Here is a 19312-nt window from a genome sequence, read left to right on the forward strand (position 1 = left end):
TCGATGTTCAGCTCGCTGAAGATCCGGAACTACCGGCTGTTCTTCATCGGCCAGGTCGTCTCCAACACCGGCACCTGGATGCAGCGCATCGCCCAGGACTGGCTGGTCCTCAGCCTCACCGGCTCCTCCGCCGCCGTAGGCATCACGACCGCCCTCCAGTTCCTGCCGATGCTGCTCTTCGGGCTCTACGGCGGTGTCCTCGTCGACCGGCTGCCCAAGCGCCCCACCCTTCTCGTCACGCAGTCCGCGATGGCCCTGACCGGCCTCGCCCTCGCCTTCCTGACCCTCTCCGGCCATGTCCAGGTCTGGCACGTGTATGTCGCCGCCTTCGCCGTGGGTCTCGCCACGGTCGTCGACAACCCGGCCCGCCAGTCCTTCGTCTCCGAGATGGTCGGCCCCGAGCAGCTGCAGAACGCGGTCAGCCTGAACTCGGCGAACTTCCAGTCCGCCCGCCTGGTCGGCCCCGCCGTCGCGGGCGTCATGATCACCGGCGTCGGCACGGGCTGGGCGTTCCTCTTCAACGGCCTCTCGTTCGTGGCGCCGCTGGCGAGCCTGCTCCTGATGCGCAACCGCGACCTGCACTCCGTCCAGCGCGCCCCGCGCGGCAAGGGCCAGCTCCGCGAAGGCCTGCACTACGTCGCCGGCCGCCCCGACCTGATCTGGCCGATCGTCCTCGTCGGCTTCATCGGCACCTTCGGCTTCAACTTCCCGGTGTGGCTGTCGGCCTACGCGGACGACATCTTCCACGCGGGCGCCGGCGCCTACAGCCTCTTCAACACCCTGATGGCGGTCGGTTCTTTGGTCGGCGCGCTGCTCGCCGCCCGTCGCGGCACGACCCGCCTCCGCGTCCTGATCGCGGCGGCGGCCGCCTTCGGCCTGCTGGAAGTCGTGGCTGCCGTAGCACCCTCGTACTGGCTGTTCGCCCTGCTCATGATCCCGATCGGCATCGCCGGCCTGACGGTCAACGTCACGGCCAACACCGCCGTCCAGATGGGCACCGACCCGGCCATGCGCGGCCGCGTCATGGCCCTGTTCATGATGGTCTTCATGGGCGGTACGCCGGTGGGCGCACCGATCGTCGGCTGGATCACGGACGCCTACGGCCCCCGGGTGAGCTTCGCCCTGGGCGGCGTCGTCGCGGCCGTCGCCGCGGCCACGATCGGCGTGATCCTGGCCCGCATCGGCGACCTGCGCCTGTCGTTCGACTGGAACCACGGCCACCCGAGCGTCGCCTTCGTCCCGCGCGAGCGGGAGCAACTGGCAACGGCGGCCTGAGAGTTGTAGGTGTGCGGCGTGACTGGCCCGGAGGGCGTGCGTGTCACACCCTCCGGGCCAGCACCTGTCCCGGCCACTTGTCCTCGCCGACGACGAACGCCTCGGTCGCCGTGAACCCGTTGCCCTCGTAGTAGGCGACGAGCTTGCGGTCGTCCCCCGCGTAACAGTCCACCCGCAGCAGGGAGATCCCGGCCCGCCGCGTCACCTCCGCCGCGTGCGCGAGCAGCGCGCTGCCGACGCCGTAGCCCTTGAACCGGCGGTCGGAGGCGAGGAGATGGACGTACCGCTCGGGCTCGTCCACGGCGTCGATGTACGGCCCGGGGGAGTCGGTGAGGGTGAGCGTGCCGGCGGGGACGCCGTCGACCTCGGCGATGTACGGCGAGCCCTGCGCGACATACCGCTCCACCATCGCCACGGCCTTCGGATTCTCCGACCACGGCGTGCTGCCCCACTGCCCGGTACGCCCCTGCGCGACGAGCCATGCCACCGCGCTGTCGAGCATGCCGAGTATCGCGGGGATGTCGTCCGCGCCACCGTCCCTGATGCTGATCGCCATGTCCTCATAGTGGCAGGGGCGGTGGCAGGCTGGGGCTCATGAGACTCTTCGCCGCCGTGCTGCCCCCGGAGGACGTCACCGCCGAACTCGCCGCCGCAGTGGCCGAGTTGAGGAGCCTCCCGGGCGCGGACGCGCTCCGCTGGACGGGCCGTCCGGGCTGGCACTTCACTCTGGCCTTCTACGGCGAGGTCGACGACGACGTCGTACCCGAACTGTCGGCCCGCCTGGAGAAGACCGCGCGCCGGACCGAACCGTTCGGGCTGGCGGTGCGTGGGGGTGGGCAGTTCGGGGAGGGGCGGGCGTTGTGGGTGGGGGTGGCGGGGGATGTCGCTGCGCTGCGGCTGTTGGCGGAGGGATGCGAGGAGGCGATGGCAGGGGAGCACCGGCGGTATCGCGCGCATCTGACCGTGGCGCGGAGCCGGGAGGCGGTCGATGTGCGGCCGTATCTCGATCGGCTCGACGGCTTCGTGGGGCGGGCGTGGACGGTGGACGAGTTGGTGCTGGTGCGGAGCAACCTGCCGAGGTCGGGGGTTCCCGGGGAGCAGCCGCGGTACGAGGCGGTCGGCCGTTGGGGGTTTGGGGCGGGCGGTTAGGCTCGGGTACGTGGACCCGAAAACCCGGAACCGGATCATGGCCGGTGCGCTTGTGTTGTTGTTCGTTGTCGTGGGGCTTGCGGCGGCGCTTGGTAAGTGAGGACCGGGGAACTGCGGTCGTATGTCGGCTGCGGGCCGAGTGTGGCTGATCGCGCAGTTCCCCGCGCCCGTAAAAGAAGGGGCGCTTGCCCTTACGGCGTTTACCAGGCGAAGGCCTCCGGGGACGGGCCAGGTCCCGGGAAGATCTCGTCCAGCGAGGTGAGGATTTCCTCGGTCAGGTCCAGCTCTACGGCCCTCAGCGCGCTGTCGAGCTGTTCGGCTGTGCGGGGGCCGACGATGGGGCCGGTGACGCCGGGGCGGGTGAGGAGCCAGGCAAGGGCCGCCTCGCCGGGTTCGATGCCGTGCTTGTCGAGGAGGTCCTCGTAGGCCTGGATCTGGGCGCGGGAGGCGGGGTTCGCGAGGGTATCCGCGGCTCGGCCGCTCGCCCGGCGGCCGCCCGTGACCTCCTTCTTGATGACTCCGCCGAGGAGTCCGCCCTGGAGCGGGGACCAGGGGATGACCCCGAGGCCGTACTCCTGCGCGGCCGGGATGACCTCCATCTCGGCGCGGCGCTCGGCGAGGTTGTAGAGGCACTGTTCGCTGACGAGGCCGATGGTGCCGCCTCGGCGCGCGGCGATCTCGTTGGCCTGGGCGATCTTGTAACCGGGGAAGTTGGAGGAACCGACGTAGAGGATCTTGCCCTGCTGGATGAGGGTGTCGATCGCCTGCCAGATCTCCTCGAAGGGGGTGGCGCGGTCGATGTGGTGGAACTGGTAGACGTCGATGTAGTCCGTCTGCAGCCGCTTGAGGCTGGCGTCGACGGCCCGCCGGATGTTGACCGCGGAGAGCTTGTCGTGGTTGGGCCAGGACTCGCCGTCGGCGGCCATGTTGCCGTAGACCTTGGTGGCGAGGACCGTCTTGTCGCGGTGGTCGGGGCTCTTGGCGAACCAGTTGCCGACGATCTCCTCGGTGCGGCCCTTGTTCTCGCCCCAGCCGTAGACATTGGCGGTGTCGAAGAAGTTGATACCCGCGTCCAGCGCCGCGTCCATGATCGCGTGGCTGTCCGCCTCGTTCGTCTGCGGACCGAAGTTCATCGTGCCGAGGACCAGTCGGCTGACCTTGAGGCCTGTGCGTCCGAGCTGCGTGTACTTCATGAGTACCTAGCCAACGACTTCGAGTGTGCTCTATGCAAGGGGGGTCAGTCGCGGGGGAACTCGTCGGTGGCGAGGGTGAGGCCGACCACGGTGCCGGTGAGATCCATGTCGTCCCCGAACGCGACCTTCGTCTCGGTCGTGTAGTCGTCGCCCTTGGGGTGGGTGTAGATGTGGCAGCGGCCCTGGTAGGGGTCGGCGATGACGTAGACGGGGACCTCGGCGAGGGCGTACGCGGCCTTCTTCGGGCCGTAGTCGTTGGCGGCGGTGCCCTTGGAGATGACCTCGGCGACGAACTCGACGTCCTGGTGGCGCCAGCCCCCGCCCTCCGTCTTCTCGGCACCCTCGGCCATCACCGTCACGTCGGTCGCGAATCCGTTGAGGTGACCCGGGTAGTCGATACGGACGTCGGACTTCACGCGCTTCCGGGGGTACTTGGCCCGTAGCTGTTCGACGATGTCCAGGATGATCTCCGAGTGGGTGTCCCGTTGTGGCGAGAAGAAGATGTTGCCCTCGACGATCTCGACCCTCGTTCCCCCGGGTACGGGCAACTTCTCCAGATGCTCGAACATGACGTCCAGTGTCAGCTCGCCACCTTCATCGGTCATCGTGGCGCTCCCCTCCTCATCAGTGCAGCCGTGCGGTACAACGACACGCATGGTGACCGGGAGACGCAGGAATCACGCCATCGACAATCATGATTCGACGGACTCGTACTTCATCTGCGCCACCCCCCGAACCGGCAGCTCCCTCCTCCTGGGCCTGCTCGACTCCACCGGCGTCGCCGGGCACCCCCAGGCCTACTTCCGGTCGCCGGACGAGGTGGCGTGGGCCGAGCGGTGGGGGATCGCGCACGCACCGCAAGGCGCCCTGGATTACGGCGACTTCGTGCGGGCCGCGCTGGTGGCGGGCCGGACCGGTAACGGGGTCTTCGGGGCCAAGCTGATGTGGGGGACGCACGCCGAACTCGCAAGTCGGCTCGCGGGCCTGCACCCTGAACTCGCCGGGGACGAACTGCGGTTGCTGGAGCGGGAGTTCGGGACGCGGCTGCGGTTCGTCCAGCTGTGGCGGGACGACACGCTCGCCCAGGCCGTGTCGTGGCTGCGGGCCGAGCAGACCGGTGTCTGGTTCGTCGGTGGGAGGGGCGAGATCAGCGGAGGTCAGGGCTCCGCAGATGGACGGCCCCGCTTCGACCGTGACGCCCTCACCCGCATCCTGCGGACCATCGACGAGCACAACACCGGGTGGGAGCGCTGGTTCGAGGGCTACGGCGTTCAGCCGCATCGCATCCGGTACGAGGACCTCTCCGCAGACCCGGAAGCCGTCACCCTCCGCGTTCTCGACTTCCTCGGCCTCGCGCTCCCCGCCGGACGGCACATCACCCCCAGCCACCACCGCCAGGCCGATCGCCTCAACGAGGAGTGGATCGCCCGGTATCGGTAGTCGCCGGGCGGCCCTACCTGGGCCTGCGGGAGGGCCGATGGGAGGACCGGTGGAAGGGCTCCGTGTCGGCGACCGGTTCCGGGCCGCCGTACTCCCCACCCACCCCCCACGCCTGATGCATCGCCCCCGCGAACGCCCCCGCGATCTTGTGCTCGCCGGCCGCGTTCGGGTGGGTGCCGTCGTACGTGTCGTGGTCGACGTCGTACGACTCCGGGAGGGAGGCCAGGAGGAGCGGGGAGCGTGGGTCGTCCAGGTCGGCGACCGCCTTCGCCTGGAGTTCGTTGAAGAGGGCGACCTCGGTGGCGAAGGGGGCGTCCGTCCGGGCGCGGACGTTCGGGATGACCGGGAGGAACACCATGCGGACGGACGGCTTCGCGGCGCGGGCCCGCGCCACGAAGGACCGCATGTTGTCGGCGGTCTGGGTCGCGTTCGTGTAGAAGCCCAGGTCGATCAGGCCGAGGGAGACGAGGAGGACGTCCGCGCGGTGTGCGCGCACCGCCTCGCCGATCAGCGGAGCCATGTGCAGCCAGCCCTCGCCCCAGCCGGCGAGGTGGAAGTGCGGGAAGTCGGGGTCGGCGTACTCGTACGACGTGGGCGTGTCCGTGGCCTTGTCGTACAGCGTCTCGCGCGGGCCGACCACGGCGAACGGGCCGCCGTAGGTCGCGCGCAGGTGCTGCCACATCCGGTAACGCCATGTGTGTTCGCCCGCGCTCCCGATCGTCATGGAGTCGCCTACGGGCATGAACCTGAGCATCCGCTCATGATGGACGATCAACCACCGATCGACGGAACGGGTGCGGTGTGAGGCCCACCACGCCCGGCCCGCCGGGGCGCTCTCCGTGCTGTACAGCGCGAGATGGCAGGCTTGGGGCATGCGTCGCTTCCTCGCGTTCCTCGGCGCCGGCTTCCTCGTCGGCGCGCTCGCCCTTCCCGCAGCAGCAGCGACCGCCGATGGCGACGGCGGCAAGGGCGACAAGGGGTTCACGATCACGGACTCCCGGATCACCGAGTCCAGCGGGCTCGCCGCCTCGCACCTGCACCCGGGCATCTACTGGACGCACAACGACAGCGACGACGGCCCGTACATCTACGCCGTCGACAGCAGCACCGGCAAGACGGTCGCCACGGTCACCTTCAGCGGGGTCGGCAAGCCGCGTGACGTCGAGGCCATCTCCATCGGGCCGCACAACGAGATCTACATCGGTGACATCGGCGACAACCTCGACGGGACCTGGCCGTACGTCTGGATCTACAAACTGCCCGAGCCGAAGGTGCTCAAGGACCAGACGATCCGGGCCAAGCAGTACGTCGTGAAGTACTCGGACGGGGCGCGCAACGCCGAGTCGCTGATCGTGCACCCCAAGACCGGGCGCGTGTACATCATCGACAAGAAGGAGGACGGCGGGCATCTCTTCGAAGGGCCGGCCACCCTCTCCTCCTCCGGCACCAACTACTTCAAGCCCATCGCCGCCGTCGACCTCTGGGCCACCGACGCCGCCTTCTCCCCGAACGGCCAACAGCTCGCCGTACGCGGCTACTTCGGCGGTATCTACTACGACTGGAACGGCGGCAAGATCAAGCGCGAGGGGCGCCTCGACGTGCCGTTGCAGGGGCAGGGGGAGTCCGTCAGCTACTCCCTCGACGGGACCAAGCTCATGTACGGGAGCGAGGGCACCGACAGCCCGGTGCAGGCGGAGGACGCACCCGAGGGGGCCACGTCGTCCTCGTCCAAGTCGCCTTCCGGGAGCGGGAGTTCGGCGAGTGGTGACGATGGCGGGGGCGGCTCCGACAACAACGTGAAGGTGGGTGCTCTCGCCGTCGTGGTCGTCTGCGGGGCCGTGTTCGGGCTACGGCGCCTCACGCGTCGTAGCTGAACTCGCTTGCCTCGCACCGCTGTTGGACCACGACCTCCAGCCCGTCCAGGATGCGGCCGAGCCCGAACTCGAAGTGGTCGAAGCCGGCCGTGAAGGTGTCGGGGGAGAGGGACGCGAGGGTGGGGTAGGCGCCGGTCGCCATGGCCTTCTCCAGTGCCGGGACCTGGGCGCCGTAGAACTCCGCGTCGCTCAGGCCGGTGCTGCGGGCCGCCTCCTCCTGGTGGACCTGGGTGCGGGCGGCGCCGACGACGTAGCCGTCGATCATGACGACCGTCGAGACGAGTTCCGGGTCGGTCAGGCCCATCGGGCGGATGCGGCCGAGCAGGTGTTCCAGGGTGGCGAGGGCGCGGGGGCCGAGCAGCGGGCGGGACTGGTTGACGCGCAGCAGCCAGGGGTGGCGGCGGTGGACGGCGAGGGCGTCGCGGGCCGCGGTCTCCAGGGCGGTGCGCCAGCCGCCGGCGGGCACCTCGTGCGCGGGGCGGTCCGGGAAGCGGACGCGGTCCAGCATCAGGTCGAGGAGTTCGGCCTTGCCGGGGACGTACCGGTACAGCGACATCGCGCCCGTGCCCAGATCGGTGGCCACGCGCCGCATGGAGACCGCGTCTAGCCCCTCCTGGTCCGCGATGCGGATCGCTGCGTCCACGATCCGGTCGACGGTCAGGCCCGGCTTGGGGCCTCGGCTGGGGCGTGGGCCGGTGTCCCACAGCAGTTCGAGGGTGCGGGCGATGTCACCACTGCCGCTGGACTCCTGACCGCTGCTTGCCATGGGGGGAGTGTAGGGCCATGGACCAAAACCGAGTACACCGTACGCGTAATCGGATACGGTGCACGCAGTTCGGTAGGGAGGGTTCATGGGCGACGGCAACGGCGGATACGTCGTGGAGGCCGAAGGGCTGGAGAAGCGCTACGGCGACAAGCGCGCCCTCGACGGCTTCGACCTGGCCGTCCGTGAGGGCACCGTGCACGGTCTGCTCGGCCCGAACGGCGCCGGCAAGACCACCGCCGTCCGCATCCTCTCCACCCTCGTCCGGCTCGACGGCGGAAAGGCGACCGTCGCCGGACTCGACGTGGCTCGGCAGCCGCGCCAGGTGCGTTCCCGGATCGGGCTCACCGGGCAGTACGCGGCGATCGACGAGATCCTCACCGGCCGGCAGAACCTGGAGATGTTCGGCCGCCTCTTCCATCTCGGGCGCAGGCGGGCCAAGTTGAGGGCGGCACAGCTCCTGCGCCAGTTTGACCTGGAGGCCGCCGCCGACAAGGGCGCCGGCGGCTACAGCGGTGGCATGCGGCGGCGCCTGGACCTCGCCGCGTCGATGATCCTCGCCCCGGCCGTCCTCTTCCTCGACGAACCGACCACCGGCCTCGACCCGCGCAGCCGGGGTGAAGTCTGGGAAGCCGTACGGGAGTTGGTGGCCGACGGCACCACCGTGCTGCTCACCACGCAGTACCTGGAGGAGGCCGACCGGCTGGCCTCCCGCATCACCGTCATCGACCAGGGCAAGGCCATCGCCGACGACACCCTCGACGGCCTCAAGAACCGCGTCGGCGGCGACCGCGTCGAGGTCGTGGTGCGCGAACCCGCCCACATCCCCTACGCGTTGCAGGCCGTCGGGCGGGTCGCGTACGGCGGTCAACCGGAGGCCGACATCGCGGAGTTGCGCGTCCACGCGCCCGTCGCAGACCGGGTGGGCTCGCTGACCGAAGTCGCCCGGTTCCTCCAGCACTTCGGCATCCCGGTCGAGGACATCGGCCTGCGCCGCCCCAGCCTGGACGACGTGTTCCTCCGGCTGACGGGCCGCCGTACGGAAGAAGAACCGGCGCCGGAACCGGAGATCGAGGAGGCGGTGGCGTGAGCGGTGCCTCGACGGCGGACGGCACCGGGCGGACGTACCGCAGGCGTCCGCAGCACGGCCGGCTGTTCTGGACGGTCGCCGACTGCTGGAACGTCGTTCGGCGCGGCCTGACCCACTACCGGCGTCAACCGGTCAGCATCCTCTGGCAGTTGGGCTTCCCGATCCTGTCCGTGCTGCTGTACGGGTACGTCTTCGGCAAGGCGATCCAGGTGCCGGGCGGCGGGGACTACAAGTCGTTCCTGATGCCGGGGATGTTCGTGATGACGGTCGCGATGGGGTTCGTGTCCACGGCGACGATCTTCGTGAACGACTCCAAGAAGGGCGTCATCGACCGGTTCCGCTCCATGCCGATGGCGCCGTCCGCGGTGGTCGCCGGGCGCGGTGCCACCGATCTCGTCGTCTCCTGCGCCGAGTTGGGCATCATGATGGCCACGGCGTACGGCATGGGCTGGCGCCCGGAGTTCGGCACCGGCCCCCTCTTCGGCTACGGCCTCGGCTTCGTGAAGGCCGTCGTCCTGCTGCTGTCGCTGCGCTTCGCGCTGATCTGGGTGGGTGTCTGGCTCGGGCTGCTGCTGCCGGGGCCCGAGCAGGTGGGCGGGCTGTTCGCGATCGTCTTCCCGCTGACGATGATCTCCAGCATCTACGTCTCCCCGCAGCAGATGCCCCACTGGCTCGGCCAGGCCGCCCTCTGGAACCCGCTCTCCTCGACGGCCGGCGCCACCCGGGCACTCTTCGGCGCGCCGACCGGCCAGGGCACGTCGTGGCCGGAGCAGCACGCGCTGCTGCTCGCCGGGGTGTGGCCGGCCGCGCTGACGCTGGTGTTCCTGCCGTTGGCGGTACGGAGGTTCGGCAGGCTCAGCCGGTAGGCGTTCGTGGTGGGACGAGAGCGAGCGGTGGCCCCGATTGCGGCGGGGCCACCGCTCTGTCGTGTGCGTGCGGGTCAGCCGCAGATGCCCAGGTCGACCTTCTCGCCGCCGTGCAGGACCGTCGGGGCGAGGGGGGAGACCGTGATGACCGAGCCCGGCTTGCAGTTGTCGACCGCCCCGTGGGTGATCGTGCCGACCTTGAGGCCGGCGTCCGTCAGGGTCTTCTCGGCCGTCGCCAGGGGCACGCCCCCCAGGTCGAACGGCTTCACGTAGGGCACCGTCGTGACGTTCCCCTTCTCCGGGGTCGTGGTCTTGGTCGTGGTGGTGTGGGCGGCGGGCCGCGCGGTGTGCGAACCGGTCCCGGCGCCGGCCAGCGCGGTGCCGACGCCGGCCGCGACGAGGACCGCGGAGACGGCGGCCACGAAACCGGCGCGCCTGCGGCGGGTGCGCTTCTTGATGCTGGTGGCGTCGAAGTGGGGCGTGGGGGAGGTGCCGGCGAAGTCGTTCAAGGCGGTTACCAGTTCCTGTTCGAGGAATGCGAGGGAGATGTCACCGTCGCGGCCGTCCGAGGGCGGCGATACGTAACCGGTCATCGGGTCTGGGTTCCTTTCGGGGGCCGCGATGCCGACGAAGGTTCGGAGAGTGCGGGTATCTGGACCCGGAGCTTTTCGAGACCACGGGTGAGCTGGGACCGTACGGAACTCGGTGAGATCCGTAGATCCTCGGCGATCTCGGCATCCGAAAGGTCGTGGAAATAGCGCAATACCACGACAGTGCGCATGCCTATCGGCAGACGTTGCAAGGCGCGGACCAATTGGTCCCGGCTGTCGATACGCCCGTATTCGTCCCCGGGGGCGTGCCGGTCGTCACCGGCGTCCCGCTGGGGTACGACCCGGCGGAACCGCTTCCACCTGTTGTTGGCCAGATTCACCATGATGCGCCGCACATAAGCGTCCGGAGCGTCCATTTCGGCGATGCTGCGCCAACGGCGGCAGGTGCGCTCCAGGGTTTCCTGGACCAGGTCCTCGGCGGCCTCACGGCTTCCGGTCAGGACCAGGGCCCCGCGGAACAATGCCGTCGAGCGGGTCGCGACGAAGGAATGGAAATCCTCCCCCGCATTCCACTTCGCTGGCAGAGCCACACCGCTCCTCCCTTCCTGTCCCCCCTTTAAGCGCGAGCCGGCCCTTTCTGCTGCATCGCTGCTTTGAGACCTGCGTCACACAAAGGGGAGGGGAGTGGGAGTGAGAAGGGGCGGCGCTATGTGGTCGAGGACCGGGAACCCGTGGCCTGGCGGCCGCCGGTCCGGGTGGGGCGGGGGGCGGGCAGCTTCCGCAGCCGCTCGACGTGCTGCTGCTGGATGTCGCGGCTGAAGCCGAGGTAGTCGGCGACCAGTTCCAGCTGCTCGGGGGTGTAGCGGTCGCGCACCTGCCGGCCGGCGTCCTCGATGAACGGTCCGATCAGGCCGTAGGCACGCTGTCCGGCCTCGGGGGTGACGCGGATCAGGGTCTTGCGCCGGTCGGTGGGGTGCGGGGTGCGGGTGAGGTAGGCGAGCTTCTCGAGGCGGTCGAGCATCGTGGTGACGCTCCCGGTGGTCAGGCCCAGCTGCCGGCTCAGGTCGCGCGGGGTGAGTTCCTCGACCGAGAGAAGGATCTCCAGACAGCGCAGGTCGGTCTCGTTGACGCCCATCAGGCGGGCCAGCTCGCGGTCGAAGTCGTCCACGGCGGCCTGATAGCGCTGCACCGCCGCGCCCAGCCGCGCCTCGACCGAGTCCGGGCCCGGGGTCGAGTCCGCGTCTGAGTCCGAGCCCGGGGCCGTTCCGCTTGACATTCGAGCTATCTCCCGTCACCGTAACCATCAGTCATTGGCTTGAAAGCCAAGATATATGAAAGTCAAGCTGAACTGAGGAGCCAACGCCATGTCGTCCAGCACGACCAACACGAGGAACGTAGCCGACAGCGGCGGCAGCGGGGCGGTGCCGTATCCCCAGCGGTGGGCGGCGGCGTTCGTGATGATCCTCGCGGCGCTGCTGGACATGATCGACGGCTCGATCGTGAACACCGCGCTGCCCTCCATCGGCACCGGGCTGAAGGCCACCCCGGCCGAACTGCAGTGGACCGTGTCCGCCTACATGCTGGGCTTCGCCGCGACGCTGATCATCGCCGGGCACCTGGGCGACCGCTACGGCCGCAAGCGGCTGTTCCTGTCCGGCGTCACCGCGTTCGCGCTGACGAGCCTGGCGAGTGCGCTGGCGATGTCGCCCGGCGTACTCGTCGCCTCGCGCGGACTCCAGGGCGTGGCCGCGGCCGTCATCATGCCGCAGATCCTCGCCTCGTTCCGCACCATGTTCGACGGCGAGGAACGCGGCAAGGCGTTCGCCCTGTACGGCGCGATCGCCGGCATCTCCACCGCCGTAGGCGTGCTGCTCGGCGGCGTGCTGACCGACTGGGACCTGTTCGGCTGGGGCTGGCGCACGATCTTCGTCATCAACCTCCCGCTCGCCGCCCTGGTCCTGGTCCTGGGCGCCAAGTGGATCCCCGCCTCGAAGGACCGGGCCTTCACCGGCCGCATCGACCTGCTCGGCAACCTCGTCCTCGCCGCGGGCCTGGTCGCGATCGTGCTGCCGCTGGTCCAGGGCCGTTCCAACGGCTGGCCGCTGTGGGGCTGGATCTGCCTGGCCGCCGGTGTCCTCGCGATCACGGCGCTGACCGTCTCGGAGGAGAAGCGCGGCATGGAACACCCGCTGCTGCCCACGGGCCTGTTCAAGAAGCCCGCCTTCAGCGCCGGCCTGCTCGTCCAACTCCTCTTCTACGGCGGCATGTCGGGCTTCATGCTGGTCTTCACCATCTGGCTCCAGTCCGGCCAGGGCTACACCCCCACGCAGGCCGGTCTGCTGATGGTCGCCTTCAGCGCGGGCTCGATCCTCGCCGCCCCCGCCGTCGACCCGCTCGTCGCCAAGTTCGGCCGCAGTGTGCTGATCCTCGGCGCCCTGGTCATGGCGGGCGGCCTGTTCTGGGTCCGTCACGCGGCACAGCACTCCGCCCAACTGCACACCGGCGCCTGGCCGTTGGTCCCGGGCCTGTTCCTGGCCGGTGTCGGCCTGATCTTCCTGATCATCCCGCTCGTCAACACCATCCTCAGCACGGTGCCGGGCCAGTTGGCGGGCGGCGCCTCCGGAATCCTGTCCACGGCCCAGCAGTTCGGCGGAGCCCTCGGCGTCGCCGTCATCGGCAACGCCTTCTTCTCCCACGCCGACAAGGGCCTCACGGACGCCATCAGTCACGCGGGGCCGTGGGCCATCGGTGCGTACGTCCTGTGCGCGGTGCTGTGCCTGGCGCTGCCGCGCAAGGCGGTGGGCAACCAGGCCGAGGCCGTCGCCTGACCGTCCCTCATCAACACACCACTGCCCTACGGCAGTTGCCCTCTCCGCAAACGAAAGAGACCCCTCATGTCCGAGAACACCGCCCCCGCCCCCACCTCCATCCTGACCGCCGACGAGAAGCTGACCCTGCAGACCGCCGCCCACGGCGTCGTCTCCCTGATGGCTGCCGCCGACCCCGGCCCGATCTCCTCCACCCGGTCCGGGATGGCCGGCGGCAAGGCCCTCTCCTCCGCCACCGGACTGGTCGGCCGTGTCCTGGCCGAGAAGCCCAAGGGCATGGATCTGGGCGGCAGTTCGACCGCCGACCTCGCGGACCGCACCTTCACGGCCCTGTCCGACTCGGTGACGCTCCTCAAGGCCAAGGCACCTGCCGAGGTGGAGAACTTCCGCGACACGATCGTCACGGTGATGGAGGCCGCGTCCCGCGCCCACAAGGGTGCCGCGGGGCCCGCCGAAACGGCCATGATCCGCAAGGTCACCGGGGCACTTGACGGCGCCTGACGGTGTCGCGGGCGTAGCGCGCGGCCGGCGCCGGACCCGCTCTCAGTGCAGGGCCGCGATGCCGGCCAGGAAGATGTCGACGCCGGTGATGAACTGCTCGCGGTCGTCGTGCTCGCGCAGCCGGGTCGTCGCCGCGTGGACGAACGGGTAGCGGTCGGGGTCCAGTTGGGCCCATTGCTCGGCGACGTTGTCGAGGAAGGCCGCTCGGTCCGTGTCGTCGCCGGCGCGGCGGCGGGCGTTCGCGGCGTTCTGTCCGGCGACGCCCATGACGTAGTTCACGAGCGTGCCGGCCGCGTCGAAGCGCGCCGGCTCGGGGACGGCGAGCGCGTCCAGCAGTCTGCCGATGCTCTCGTAGAACTCCACCATCGCGGGCCGCCACGGTTGCCGGGAGAGTTCCGTGCCGACCCAGGGGTGGGCGTCGATCGCGTCGAACAGGCCGACTGCCATGCGGCGCAGGGCTTCTCGTGGGTCCGCGTCCATGACCATGTCGGCGAGCACCCGGGTGATGACGTCGTCGGTGGCCGCCGCGAGCAGGTCGCCCTTGTCCGCGACGTGGTGGTAGATCGCTCCGTAGCCGGTGCTCAGGCGCACGGTGAGCGCGCGCAGCGTCAGCGCGCTCTCGCCGCCGCCGTCCAGAAGCTCGGTCGCGGCCTGGACGATCACTTCCCTGGACAGCCCGTCCGTGCGCCGCGGGGTCCGTGGCGGCGCCGCCGCCGAAGAGCTTTTGGAAGGCCCCGCGGAGGTTCCCTCGGAAGTCTCTTCGGAAGTCTCTTCGGGAGTCCTCTTCACCATGGGCCCAGTGTCACATGGATGGATCGCCGATCCAAAGCCGTGCTAGCTTTCTTTGGATCGGCGATCCAAAGCGCATCCGGCGCGGATCCGGCGAGCTCGTGGAGGAAGACCTTGGCGACACAGGTCACGATCATCGGAGCGGGTCTCGGCGGCCTGGTACTGGCCCGCGTGCTGCATGTGCGGGGCATCCCGGCGACGGTCTACGAGGCGGAGCCCTCGCCGACCGTGCGCCGTCAGGGCGGGCTGCTCGACATCCACCCCTGGAACGGCCAACAGGCGCTGGCGGCAGCCGGGTTGACCGAGGAGTTCCGCGAGATCGTCCTGCCCGGCCGCGAGGCCTACCGGGTCCTGGACCGGACCGGAGCCGTGCTGCTCGACCTGCCCGACGAGGGCACCGGCGAGCGCCCCGAGGTACCGCGCGGCGCGCTACGGCAGCTGCTGCTCGACGCGCTTCCCTCCGGCACGGTCCGGTGGGGGCGCAAGGTCACCGGTGTGCGCGCCCTCGGCGAGGGCCGGCACGAGGTCGGCTTCGCCGACGGCACCGCGATCTCGGCGAGCCTGCTCGTCGGCGCCGACGGCGCGTGGTCGCGGGTGCGCCCCGTGCTCTCCGAGGCCACGCCCGAGTACGTCGGCGTGTGCAGCGTGGAGACGTTCCTGTCCGACGCCGACACCCGCCATCCCGCCTCCGCGCGAGCGGTCGGCGCCGGATCGCTGTTCGCGCTCGCGCCGGGCCGGGGACTCCTGGCCCACCGGGAGGGCGACGGCACCCTGCACACCTACGCCCAGCTGCGGAAGCCCCAGGACTGGCTCGCCGATCTCGACACCACCGATGCCGCTGACGCCGAAGCCCTGACCGCGCGGGTCGCCGACGAGTTCGCGGGCTGGGCCCCCGAGCTCACCGCCCTGGTCACCCGCAGCGACACCCCGCCGGTGCTGCGCCGCATCGTCACCCTGCCGGCCGGGCACCGCTGGGACCGTGTGCCCGGGGTGACCCTGCTCGGCGACGCCGCCCACCTCAGGGCACCGAACGGTGAGGGCGCCAACCTCGCCATGCAGGACGGCGCCGAACTCGGCCGGGCTCTCGCCGCGCACCCCGGCGACGTGGAGGCCGCGCTCGCCGAGCACGAGCGGAACATGTTCGCCCGCGCCGCCGCCGTAGAAGCGGACGACGACGACATGTACGCGGTCATGCTCGACGACGACGCACCCCACAGCATGCTCGCGCTGATGAGCAGGGCCGGGCGGGATGCGTGACGCGCTGCACGGCCCAGGGTTCGAATTCGTTGAACTGCCGAACAGCCGTACCGTCCACGGCGGTTGATGCAACCCCGAGCCTTGTTGCCGTAAAGGTGACCAAGTCGCCGACTCTCAGCCCACCGGCCAACTACTCTGCGGTTACGTCGCGTTACTCAGCGCGGCCGGACTGAGGAGGAATCCTGTGTCATCGAGTTGCGACCCCCAGTACGCACCCGTCGGTGACGTGGGTGCGGTGCTCATGATGGTCGACTCCCGGCTCAAGACCGTCCACGACGGCAAGTCCGCGACCGACCCCGAACAGCAGGCGCTGATGGACCAGTTCATCGCGTCGCTGGGTCCCGACGGGCTCGACGACCTGCTGAACGGCGCGTGCACGCTCATCTATATGTTCATGACGTGGCTGAGGAAGGCCCACGAGAGTCAGGACAAGGACGTCCTCGAGTACGTCGTGCCGACCCTCGTGGCCACCATGCGGATGATGCCCAGGAGTTGTCCCCCCGAGGCCATCCCCATGATGGCCGGGCTGACCATCGCCGCGGGCACCGGTCTGAGCCCCAACCTGTGGCGCCGGCAGTACGGGGACTGGACCAAGGAGGAGATGACTCCTCTGGAGGCCACGGCGTTCCTGCTCGCGGAGCACATCAACCGCATCACCGAGAACCCCGAGTTCGCCACCCGCATGATCATGGACGCGCTGACCAACGCGGACGCGGACGGGGAGGGCTAGACAGACGCAGGGCGGCCACAGCGAACTCCCGGAGGGGAGGGGCGCCTGCCGAACTCGGGGAGCCCGTAGGTGACTTGGGGCGGGGTCGTCGCCGCGCCTCGCGCCGCCGGAACTGCTCGGCGCGCTCGGCGTACTCGGCGTACTCGGCGATCGACGAAAGGGCGCCCGGCGGAAATCTCCCGCCGGGCGCCCTCCGTGTCGTACCCGAGAAGCCGGAGCTTCCCCAACTCCCCTTCCTAGCGCGTCACTTCACGCACCCGGGGGCCGGGAAGGCCGTGGTGCTCGCGGGGTGGCCGCCGCCCTCCATGTTGGTGACGAGCTTGGGGGCCGAACCGTTGGGGTCGGTGATGCGGGCGACGAAGCCGGCGCTCTTCGGCAGTGCGGGGTGTGCCCGGTTGACGACGCCGCCGACGCGCGTGCCGTCACCGGCGTCCTTGAAGAAGGCCGACGGACCCTGGAGACCGTTGCTCAGTACGGCGACGGTCCCGGCGCCGATGAACTTCTCGCTGATGATGGTGCAGCCCCGCGCGTCCGGAGTGCCGACCTCGGGGAGCGGGAACGTGTGCTTCCGGTTCTTCGCGGCGGTCACCCGGAGTGCGGGAGCGGAGCCCTTGGCACCCACCAGCGCCAGGGAGAGGCCGCGCTCCTTCGCGGTGGTGTGGGAGGCGTCGAGCTTGACCACGACGCGGTACATGTAGGCGTCGCCCGGCCGCCAGTTCGGCTGCACGGCACGGATCCACGCTTCGGGGCCGCCGGCGTGGGGGTCGTCACGCAGGACGGCCACCAGGTTCTGGCCGATGGCGACGGACTTGCCCGCGTAACGGGCGGCCGGGTTGGTGGTGGCGGCCGAGGCGGTCGCCACCGGCAGCAGGACGGTGGCGCCCAGGGCGCTCACGAGGACGGTGGTGGTCAGTAACGGGCGACGACGGCGCGCGGGCGCGGGCGCGGGCGCGACGGGCATGGAAAAACTCCTCGAATGGTGGCCGTGAACCGGAAGAGGGGGATCGCATGCCGCTCCCTGCGTTTGCTGTGCTTCAGCGCCAGGCAAGGGGAGGAGGAGACGACAGGTACACGGTACGTAAGCGCGTTCGACGGTCTCGTCCCGTATTTGTCACCGAATATCGACAGAAAACGGAATGTTGATGTCCGGACGCGCGAAGAGTGCCCTCGGCCCCGTCCTGCCCGCCGAACCCTCGAAGCCGGAGCCTCAGCTCCCGGCGAACTTGTCGATCAGGTGGTGGGGTGTGTCGTCGCCCAGGATCTCGTGGAGATCGGGGGCGCCGACGGCGGACGCGGCGCTGCGCGGGAACATGGCCTGTTCGTACGCGGTGAGCGCGGCCTCGATGTCGTCGGGGTGTGCGGCGATGGCCTTGCCGAGTTCGGCGCCGTCGTACATGGCCAGGTTGGCGCCTTCGCCGTTCGGGCCGGTGAGGTGGGCGGCGTCGCCGATCAGGGTCACCCCCGGTGTCCGGTCCCACCGGTGGTCGACGGGCAGGGTGTGGAGGGTGCGCAGAACCGGTGCGGTCTCACCGTCGCTGATCAGCGCGGTGAGTTCTGGCGCCCAGCCGTCGAACTCCTCGACCATCCGTGCGGTGGCCGCGGCGGGATCGGTGAAGTCGATGCCGGCGAACCAGTCCTGCGGCCTGGCCAGCATCACCCAGGAGTGGACGTTCCCGTCGCGCTCCCGGTGGGCCATGATCCCCTTGCCCGGCTCGAGCGCCATCGTCGCTCCGGCGCCGATGGTCTTCGCGCCGGCCGGGTGCCGCGTGTCACCGTCGAACAGGTAGGTCTCGACGAACGAGATGCCGATGTACTCGGGTGCCGCGTCGGACAGCGACGGCCGCACCCGCGACCACGCGCCGTCCGCGCCGACCAGCAGGCTCGTGGTGACGGTGGTGCCGTCGGCGAAGGCCACCTCGTGGCGGCCCCCGTCGAGGGCCCGGACCCCGCTGACCTTGTGCCCCCACCGGACCGTGCCGGCCGGGAGTGAGTCGAGCAGCATCCGCCGCAGCTCGCCGCGCAGCACCTCGGGGCTGCCACCCGTACCGTCGTCCGGCTCGTCGAACAGGATCTTCCCGTCCCGGTCCAGGACCCGCATCGCCTGACGCCCCTCCAGGATGAGACTGCGGAACTCCTCCATCAAGTCCGCTTCCTGAAGCGCGAGTTGGCCGTTGTAGTCGCGGATGTCGAGCAGTCCGCCCTGTGCGCGTGCCGTCGGGGAGGACTCCGCTTCGTAGACCGTGGACGGGATTCCGTGGACGTGCAGGACGCGGGCGAGCGTGAGGCCGCCGAGTCCTGCGCCGATGATCGTGACGTGAGTGCTCATGGTGATTCCTCGTGTTCACGCCTGCCGGATGGACGCCCGGCAGGACCTCCGTGAAACGTTCCAGACCCTGCCGACAAAGATCCGACACCTCTCGTCGACCACCGACAGCGCACCGACACATGGCCGATACGCAGGATGCGCGAGGCGGAGCGGGGACGACTACTGCCGGTGCCGCCCCTCGGCGAGCGCGGCCAGTGTCTCCGCCATGCCCGGCAGGAGATCCGCCGGGATGTGGTCGAGGACCCGGCGCCGGGCGCTGGCGAGATGGGCGGGCTGAGCCGCCCGCATGGCCCGTAGCCCGGCGTCGGTGAGGACGGCCTCGCTGCCGCGTGCGTCCAGGCCGTGGCGTTCCTTGCGCACGTAGTCGTGGCGGGCCAGGCCCTCGATGATGCGCGTGACGCGGGGCGGGGTGACGCCGGAGGCCGTCGCGAGCGCGGACATCCGCATACGGCGGTCGGGCGCCTCGCTCAGCAGCAGCAGGACGGCGAACTCGGTCATGGTCACGCCGGTGCGGGCCATGTCCTGCTCCAGGGTGCGCGGCAGGGAGTGGACAAGGCGTCCCAGGCTCTGCCACAGCAGAAGCTCGTCGGCCGTCAGCGGATCACTGGCGGGAGTGGGGGGAGTGGCGGGAGTGGCGGGAGTGGTGGCGGAGGGGTCCGCGGCGGTGGGCTCCATGCGAC

Annotated in this window: 22 protein-coding genes; 10 read left to right on the forward strand and 12 right to left on the reverse strand. The window is 70.1% G+C overall.

What is annotated here, in order from left to right; translation table 11 throughout:
- The first annotated feature begins 3 nt into the window (after window positions 1-3).
- Window positions 4-1275 (forward strand): MFS transporter, encoded by a 1272-nt coding sequence (locus OO70_RS21430; protein ID WP_043673612.1) that lies wholly within the window; start codon window positions 4-6, stop codon window positions 1273-1275.
- Window positions 1276-1318: 43 nt separating this feature from the next.
- Here the strand turns inward: OO70_RS21430 and OO70_RS21435 are convergent, their stop codons facing one another.
- Window positions 1319-1831, reverse strand: coding sequence for a GNAT family N-acetyltransferase (locus OO70_RS21435; RefSeq protein WP_043673615.1), 513 nt, complete (start codon window positions 1829-1831; stop codon window positions 1319-1321).
- Window positions 1832-1869: 38 nt separating this feature from the next.
- Between OO70_RS21435 and thpR the strand changes: the two genes are divergently transcribed.
- A complete protein-coding gene (gene thpR, locus OO70_RS21440) occupies window positions 1870-2424 on the forward strand; it encodes an RNA 2',3'-cyclic phosphodiesterase (RefSeq protein WP_043673617.1) in 555 nt (184 codons plus the stop codon).
- A gap of 200 nt (window positions 2425-2624) precedes the next feature.
- On the opposite strand, the gene OO70_RS21445 is transcribed toward thpR, so the two are convergent.
- Both OO70_RS21445 and OO70_RS21450 read right to left on the reverse strand, forming a co-directional pair.
- Complete coding sequence (locus OO70_RS21445) at window positions 2625-3617, reverse strand: aldo/keto reductase (protein ID WP_043673619.1); 993 nt, start codon at window positions 3615-3617, stop codon at window positions 2625-2627.
- A 44-nt stretch (window positions 3618-3661) separates the two neighbouring features.
- Complete coding sequence (locus OO70_RS21450) at window positions 3662-4222, reverse strand: Uma2 family endonuclease (protein WP_043673622.1); 561 nt, start codon at window positions 4220-4222, stop codon at window positions 3662-3664.
- Window positions 4223-4271: 49 nt separating this feature from the next.
- Between OO70_RS21450 and OO70_RS21455 the strand changes: the two genes are divergently transcribed.
- On the forward strand, window positions 4272-5057 hold the full coding sequence (locus OO70_RS21455) for a Stf0 family sulfotransferase (RefSeq protein WP_043673625.1): 786 nt from the start codon (window positions 4272-4274) through the stop codon (window positions 5055-5057).
- 13 nt (window positions 5058-5070) lie between these two features.
- On the opposite strand, the gene OO70_RS21460 is transcribed toward OO70_RS21455, so the two are convergent.
- Window positions 5071-5811 (reverse strand): SGNH/GDSL hydrolase family protein, encoded by a 741-nt coding sequence (locus tag OO70_RS21460; protein ID WP_051741488.1) that lies wholly within the window; start codon window positions 5809-5811, stop codon window positions 5071-5073.
- A gap of 118 nt (window positions 5812-5929) precedes the next feature.
- Here OO70_RS21460 and OO70_RS21465 point away from each other — a divergent pair, with 118 nt between their 5' ends.
- Window positions 5930-6931, forward strand: coding sequence for a hypothetical protein (locus tag OO70_RS21465; protein WP_043673630.1), 1002 nt, complete (start codon window positions 5930-5932; stop codon window positions 6929-6931).
- Here OO70_RS21465 and OO70_RS21470 read toward each other — a convergent pair.
- A complete protein-coding gene (locus OO70_RS21470; RefSeq protein WP_043673634.1) occupies window positions 6915-7697 on the reverse strand; it encodes a TetR/AcrR family transcriptional regulator in 783 nt (260 codons plus the stop codon). The two genes, OO70_RS21465 and OO70_RS21470, sit on opposite strands and share 17 nt — an antisense overlap.
- Before the next feature lie 85 nt (window positions 7698-7782).
- On the opposite strand from OO70_RS21470, the gene OO70_RS21475 reads away from it, so the two are divergent.
- Together OO70_RS21475 and OO70_RS21480 are read left to right on the forward strand one after the other, a co-directional pair.
- Window positions 7783-8784: a daunorubicin resistance protein DrrA family ABC transporter ATP-binding protein gene (locus OO70_RS21475; protein ID WP_043673637.1), complete on the forward strand. Its 1002-nt coding sequence runs from the start codon at window positions 7783-7785 to the stop codon at window positions 8782-8784.
- Window positions 8781-9650 carry an ABC transporter permease gene (locus OO70_RS21480; protein ID WP_043673640.1) on the forward strand — a complete coding sequence of 290 codons (870 nt, stop codon included), beginning with the start codon at window positions 8781-8783 and terminating at the stop codon, window positions 9648-9650. The genes OO70_RS21475 and OO70_RS21480 overlap by 4 nt, the downstream gene beginning before the upstream one ends.
- Window positions 9651-9724: 74 nt before the next feature.
- Here the strand turns inward: OO70_RS21480 and OO70_RS21485 are convergent, their stop codons facing one another.
- From OO70_RS21485 to OO70_RS21495, 3 genes are all read right to left on the reverse strand, one after another.
- On the reverse strand, window positions 9725-10243 hold the full coding sequence (locus tag OO70_RS21485) for a PASTA domain-containing protein (protein ID WP_051741477.1): 519 nt from the start codon (window positions 10241-10243) through the stop codon (window positions 9725-9727).
- Complete coding sequence (locus OO70_RS21490; protein WP_043673643.1) at window positions 10240-10791, reverse strand: SigE family RNA polymerase sigma factor; 552 nt, start codon at window positions 10789-10791, stop codon at window positions 10240-10242. The genes OO70_RS21485 and OO70_RS21490 overlap by 4 nt, the downstream gene beginning before the upstream one ends.
- 116 nt (window positions 10792-10907) lie before the next feature.
- Window positions 10908-11477, reverse strand: coding sequence for a MarR family winged helix-turn-helix transcriptional regulator (locus tag OO70_RS21495; RefSeq protein WP_043673646.1), 570 nt, complete (start codon window positions 11475-11477; stop codon window positions 10908-10910).
- Window positions 11478-11565: 88 nt separating this feature from the next.
- Here OO70_RS21495 and OO70_RS21500 point away from each other — a divergent pair, with 88 nt between their 5' ends.
- Together OO70_RS21500 and OO70_RS21505 are read left to right on the forward strand one after the other, a co-directional pair.
- Entirely contained in the window at window positions 11566-13029 is a 1464-nt protein-coding gene (locus OO70_RS21500) for an MFS transporter (RefSeq protein ID WP_043673648.1), read from the forward strand.
- A gap of 66 nt (window positions 13030-13095) precedes the next feature.
- On the forward strand, window positions 13096-13530 hold the full coding sequence (locus OO70_RS21505; RefSeq protein ID WP_043673651.1) for a hypothetical protein: 435 nt from the start codon (window positions 13096-13098) through the stop codon (window positions 13528-13530).
- 42 nt (window positions 13531-13572) lie between these two features.
- On the opposite strand, the gene OO70_RS21510 is transcribed toward OO70_RS21505, so the two are convergent.
- Window positions 13573-14193: a TetR/AcrR family transcriptional regulator gene (locus OO70_RS21510; RefSeq protein WP_234336899.1), complete on the reverse strand. Its 621-nt coding sequence runs from the start codon at window positions 14191-14193 to the stop codon at window positions 13573-13575.
- Window positions 14194-14433: 240 nt separating this feature from the next.
- On the opposite strand from OO70_RS21510, the gene OO70_RS21515 reads away from it, so the two are divergent.
- A complete protein-coding gene (locus OO70_RS21515; protein ID WP_043673654.1) occupies window positions 14434-15576 on the forward strand; it encodes an FAD-dependent oxidoreductase in 1143 nt (380 codons plus the stop codon).
- Between the two features lie 184 nt (window positions 15577-15760).
- Entirely contained in the window at window positions 15761-16306 is a 546-nt protein-coding gene (locus tag OO70_RS21520) for a hypothetical protein (RefSeq protein ID WP_043673657.1), read from the forward strand.
- A 244-nt stretch (window positions 16307-16550) separates the two neighbouring features.
- Here OO70_RS21520 and OO70_RS21525 read toward each other — a convergent pair whose 3' ends face one another.
- The 3 genes from OO70_RS21525 to OO70_RS21535 form a co-directional block, all read right to left on the reverse strand.
- A complete protein-coding gene (locus OO70_RS21525; RefSeq protein WP_043673660.1) occupies window positions 16551-17267 on the reverse strand; it encodes a hypothetical protein in 717 nt (238 codons plus the stop codon).
- Window positions 17268-17513: 246 nt separating this feature from the next.
- On the reverse strand, window positions 17514-18632 hold the full coding sequence (locus OO70_RS21530; RefSeq protein ID WP_043673663.1) for an FAD-dependent oxidoreductase: 1119 nt from the start codon (window positions 18630-18632) through the stop codon (window positions 17514-17516).
- 159 nt (window positions 18633-18791) lie between these two features.
- Complete coding sequence (locus tag OO70_RS21535) at window positions 18792-19307, reverse strand: MarR family winged helix-turn-helix transcriptional regulator (protein WP_078651492.1); 516 nt, start codon at window positions 19305-19307, stop codon at window positions 18792-18794.
- Window positions 19308-19312: the final 5 nt, after the last annotated feature.

This window comes from Streptomyces xylophagus (assembly GCF_000716435.1).
In the GTDB taxonomy this organism is placed as follows: Bacteria; Actinomycetota; Actinomycetes; order Streptomycetales; family Streptomycetaceae; genus Streptomyces; species Streptomyces xylophagus.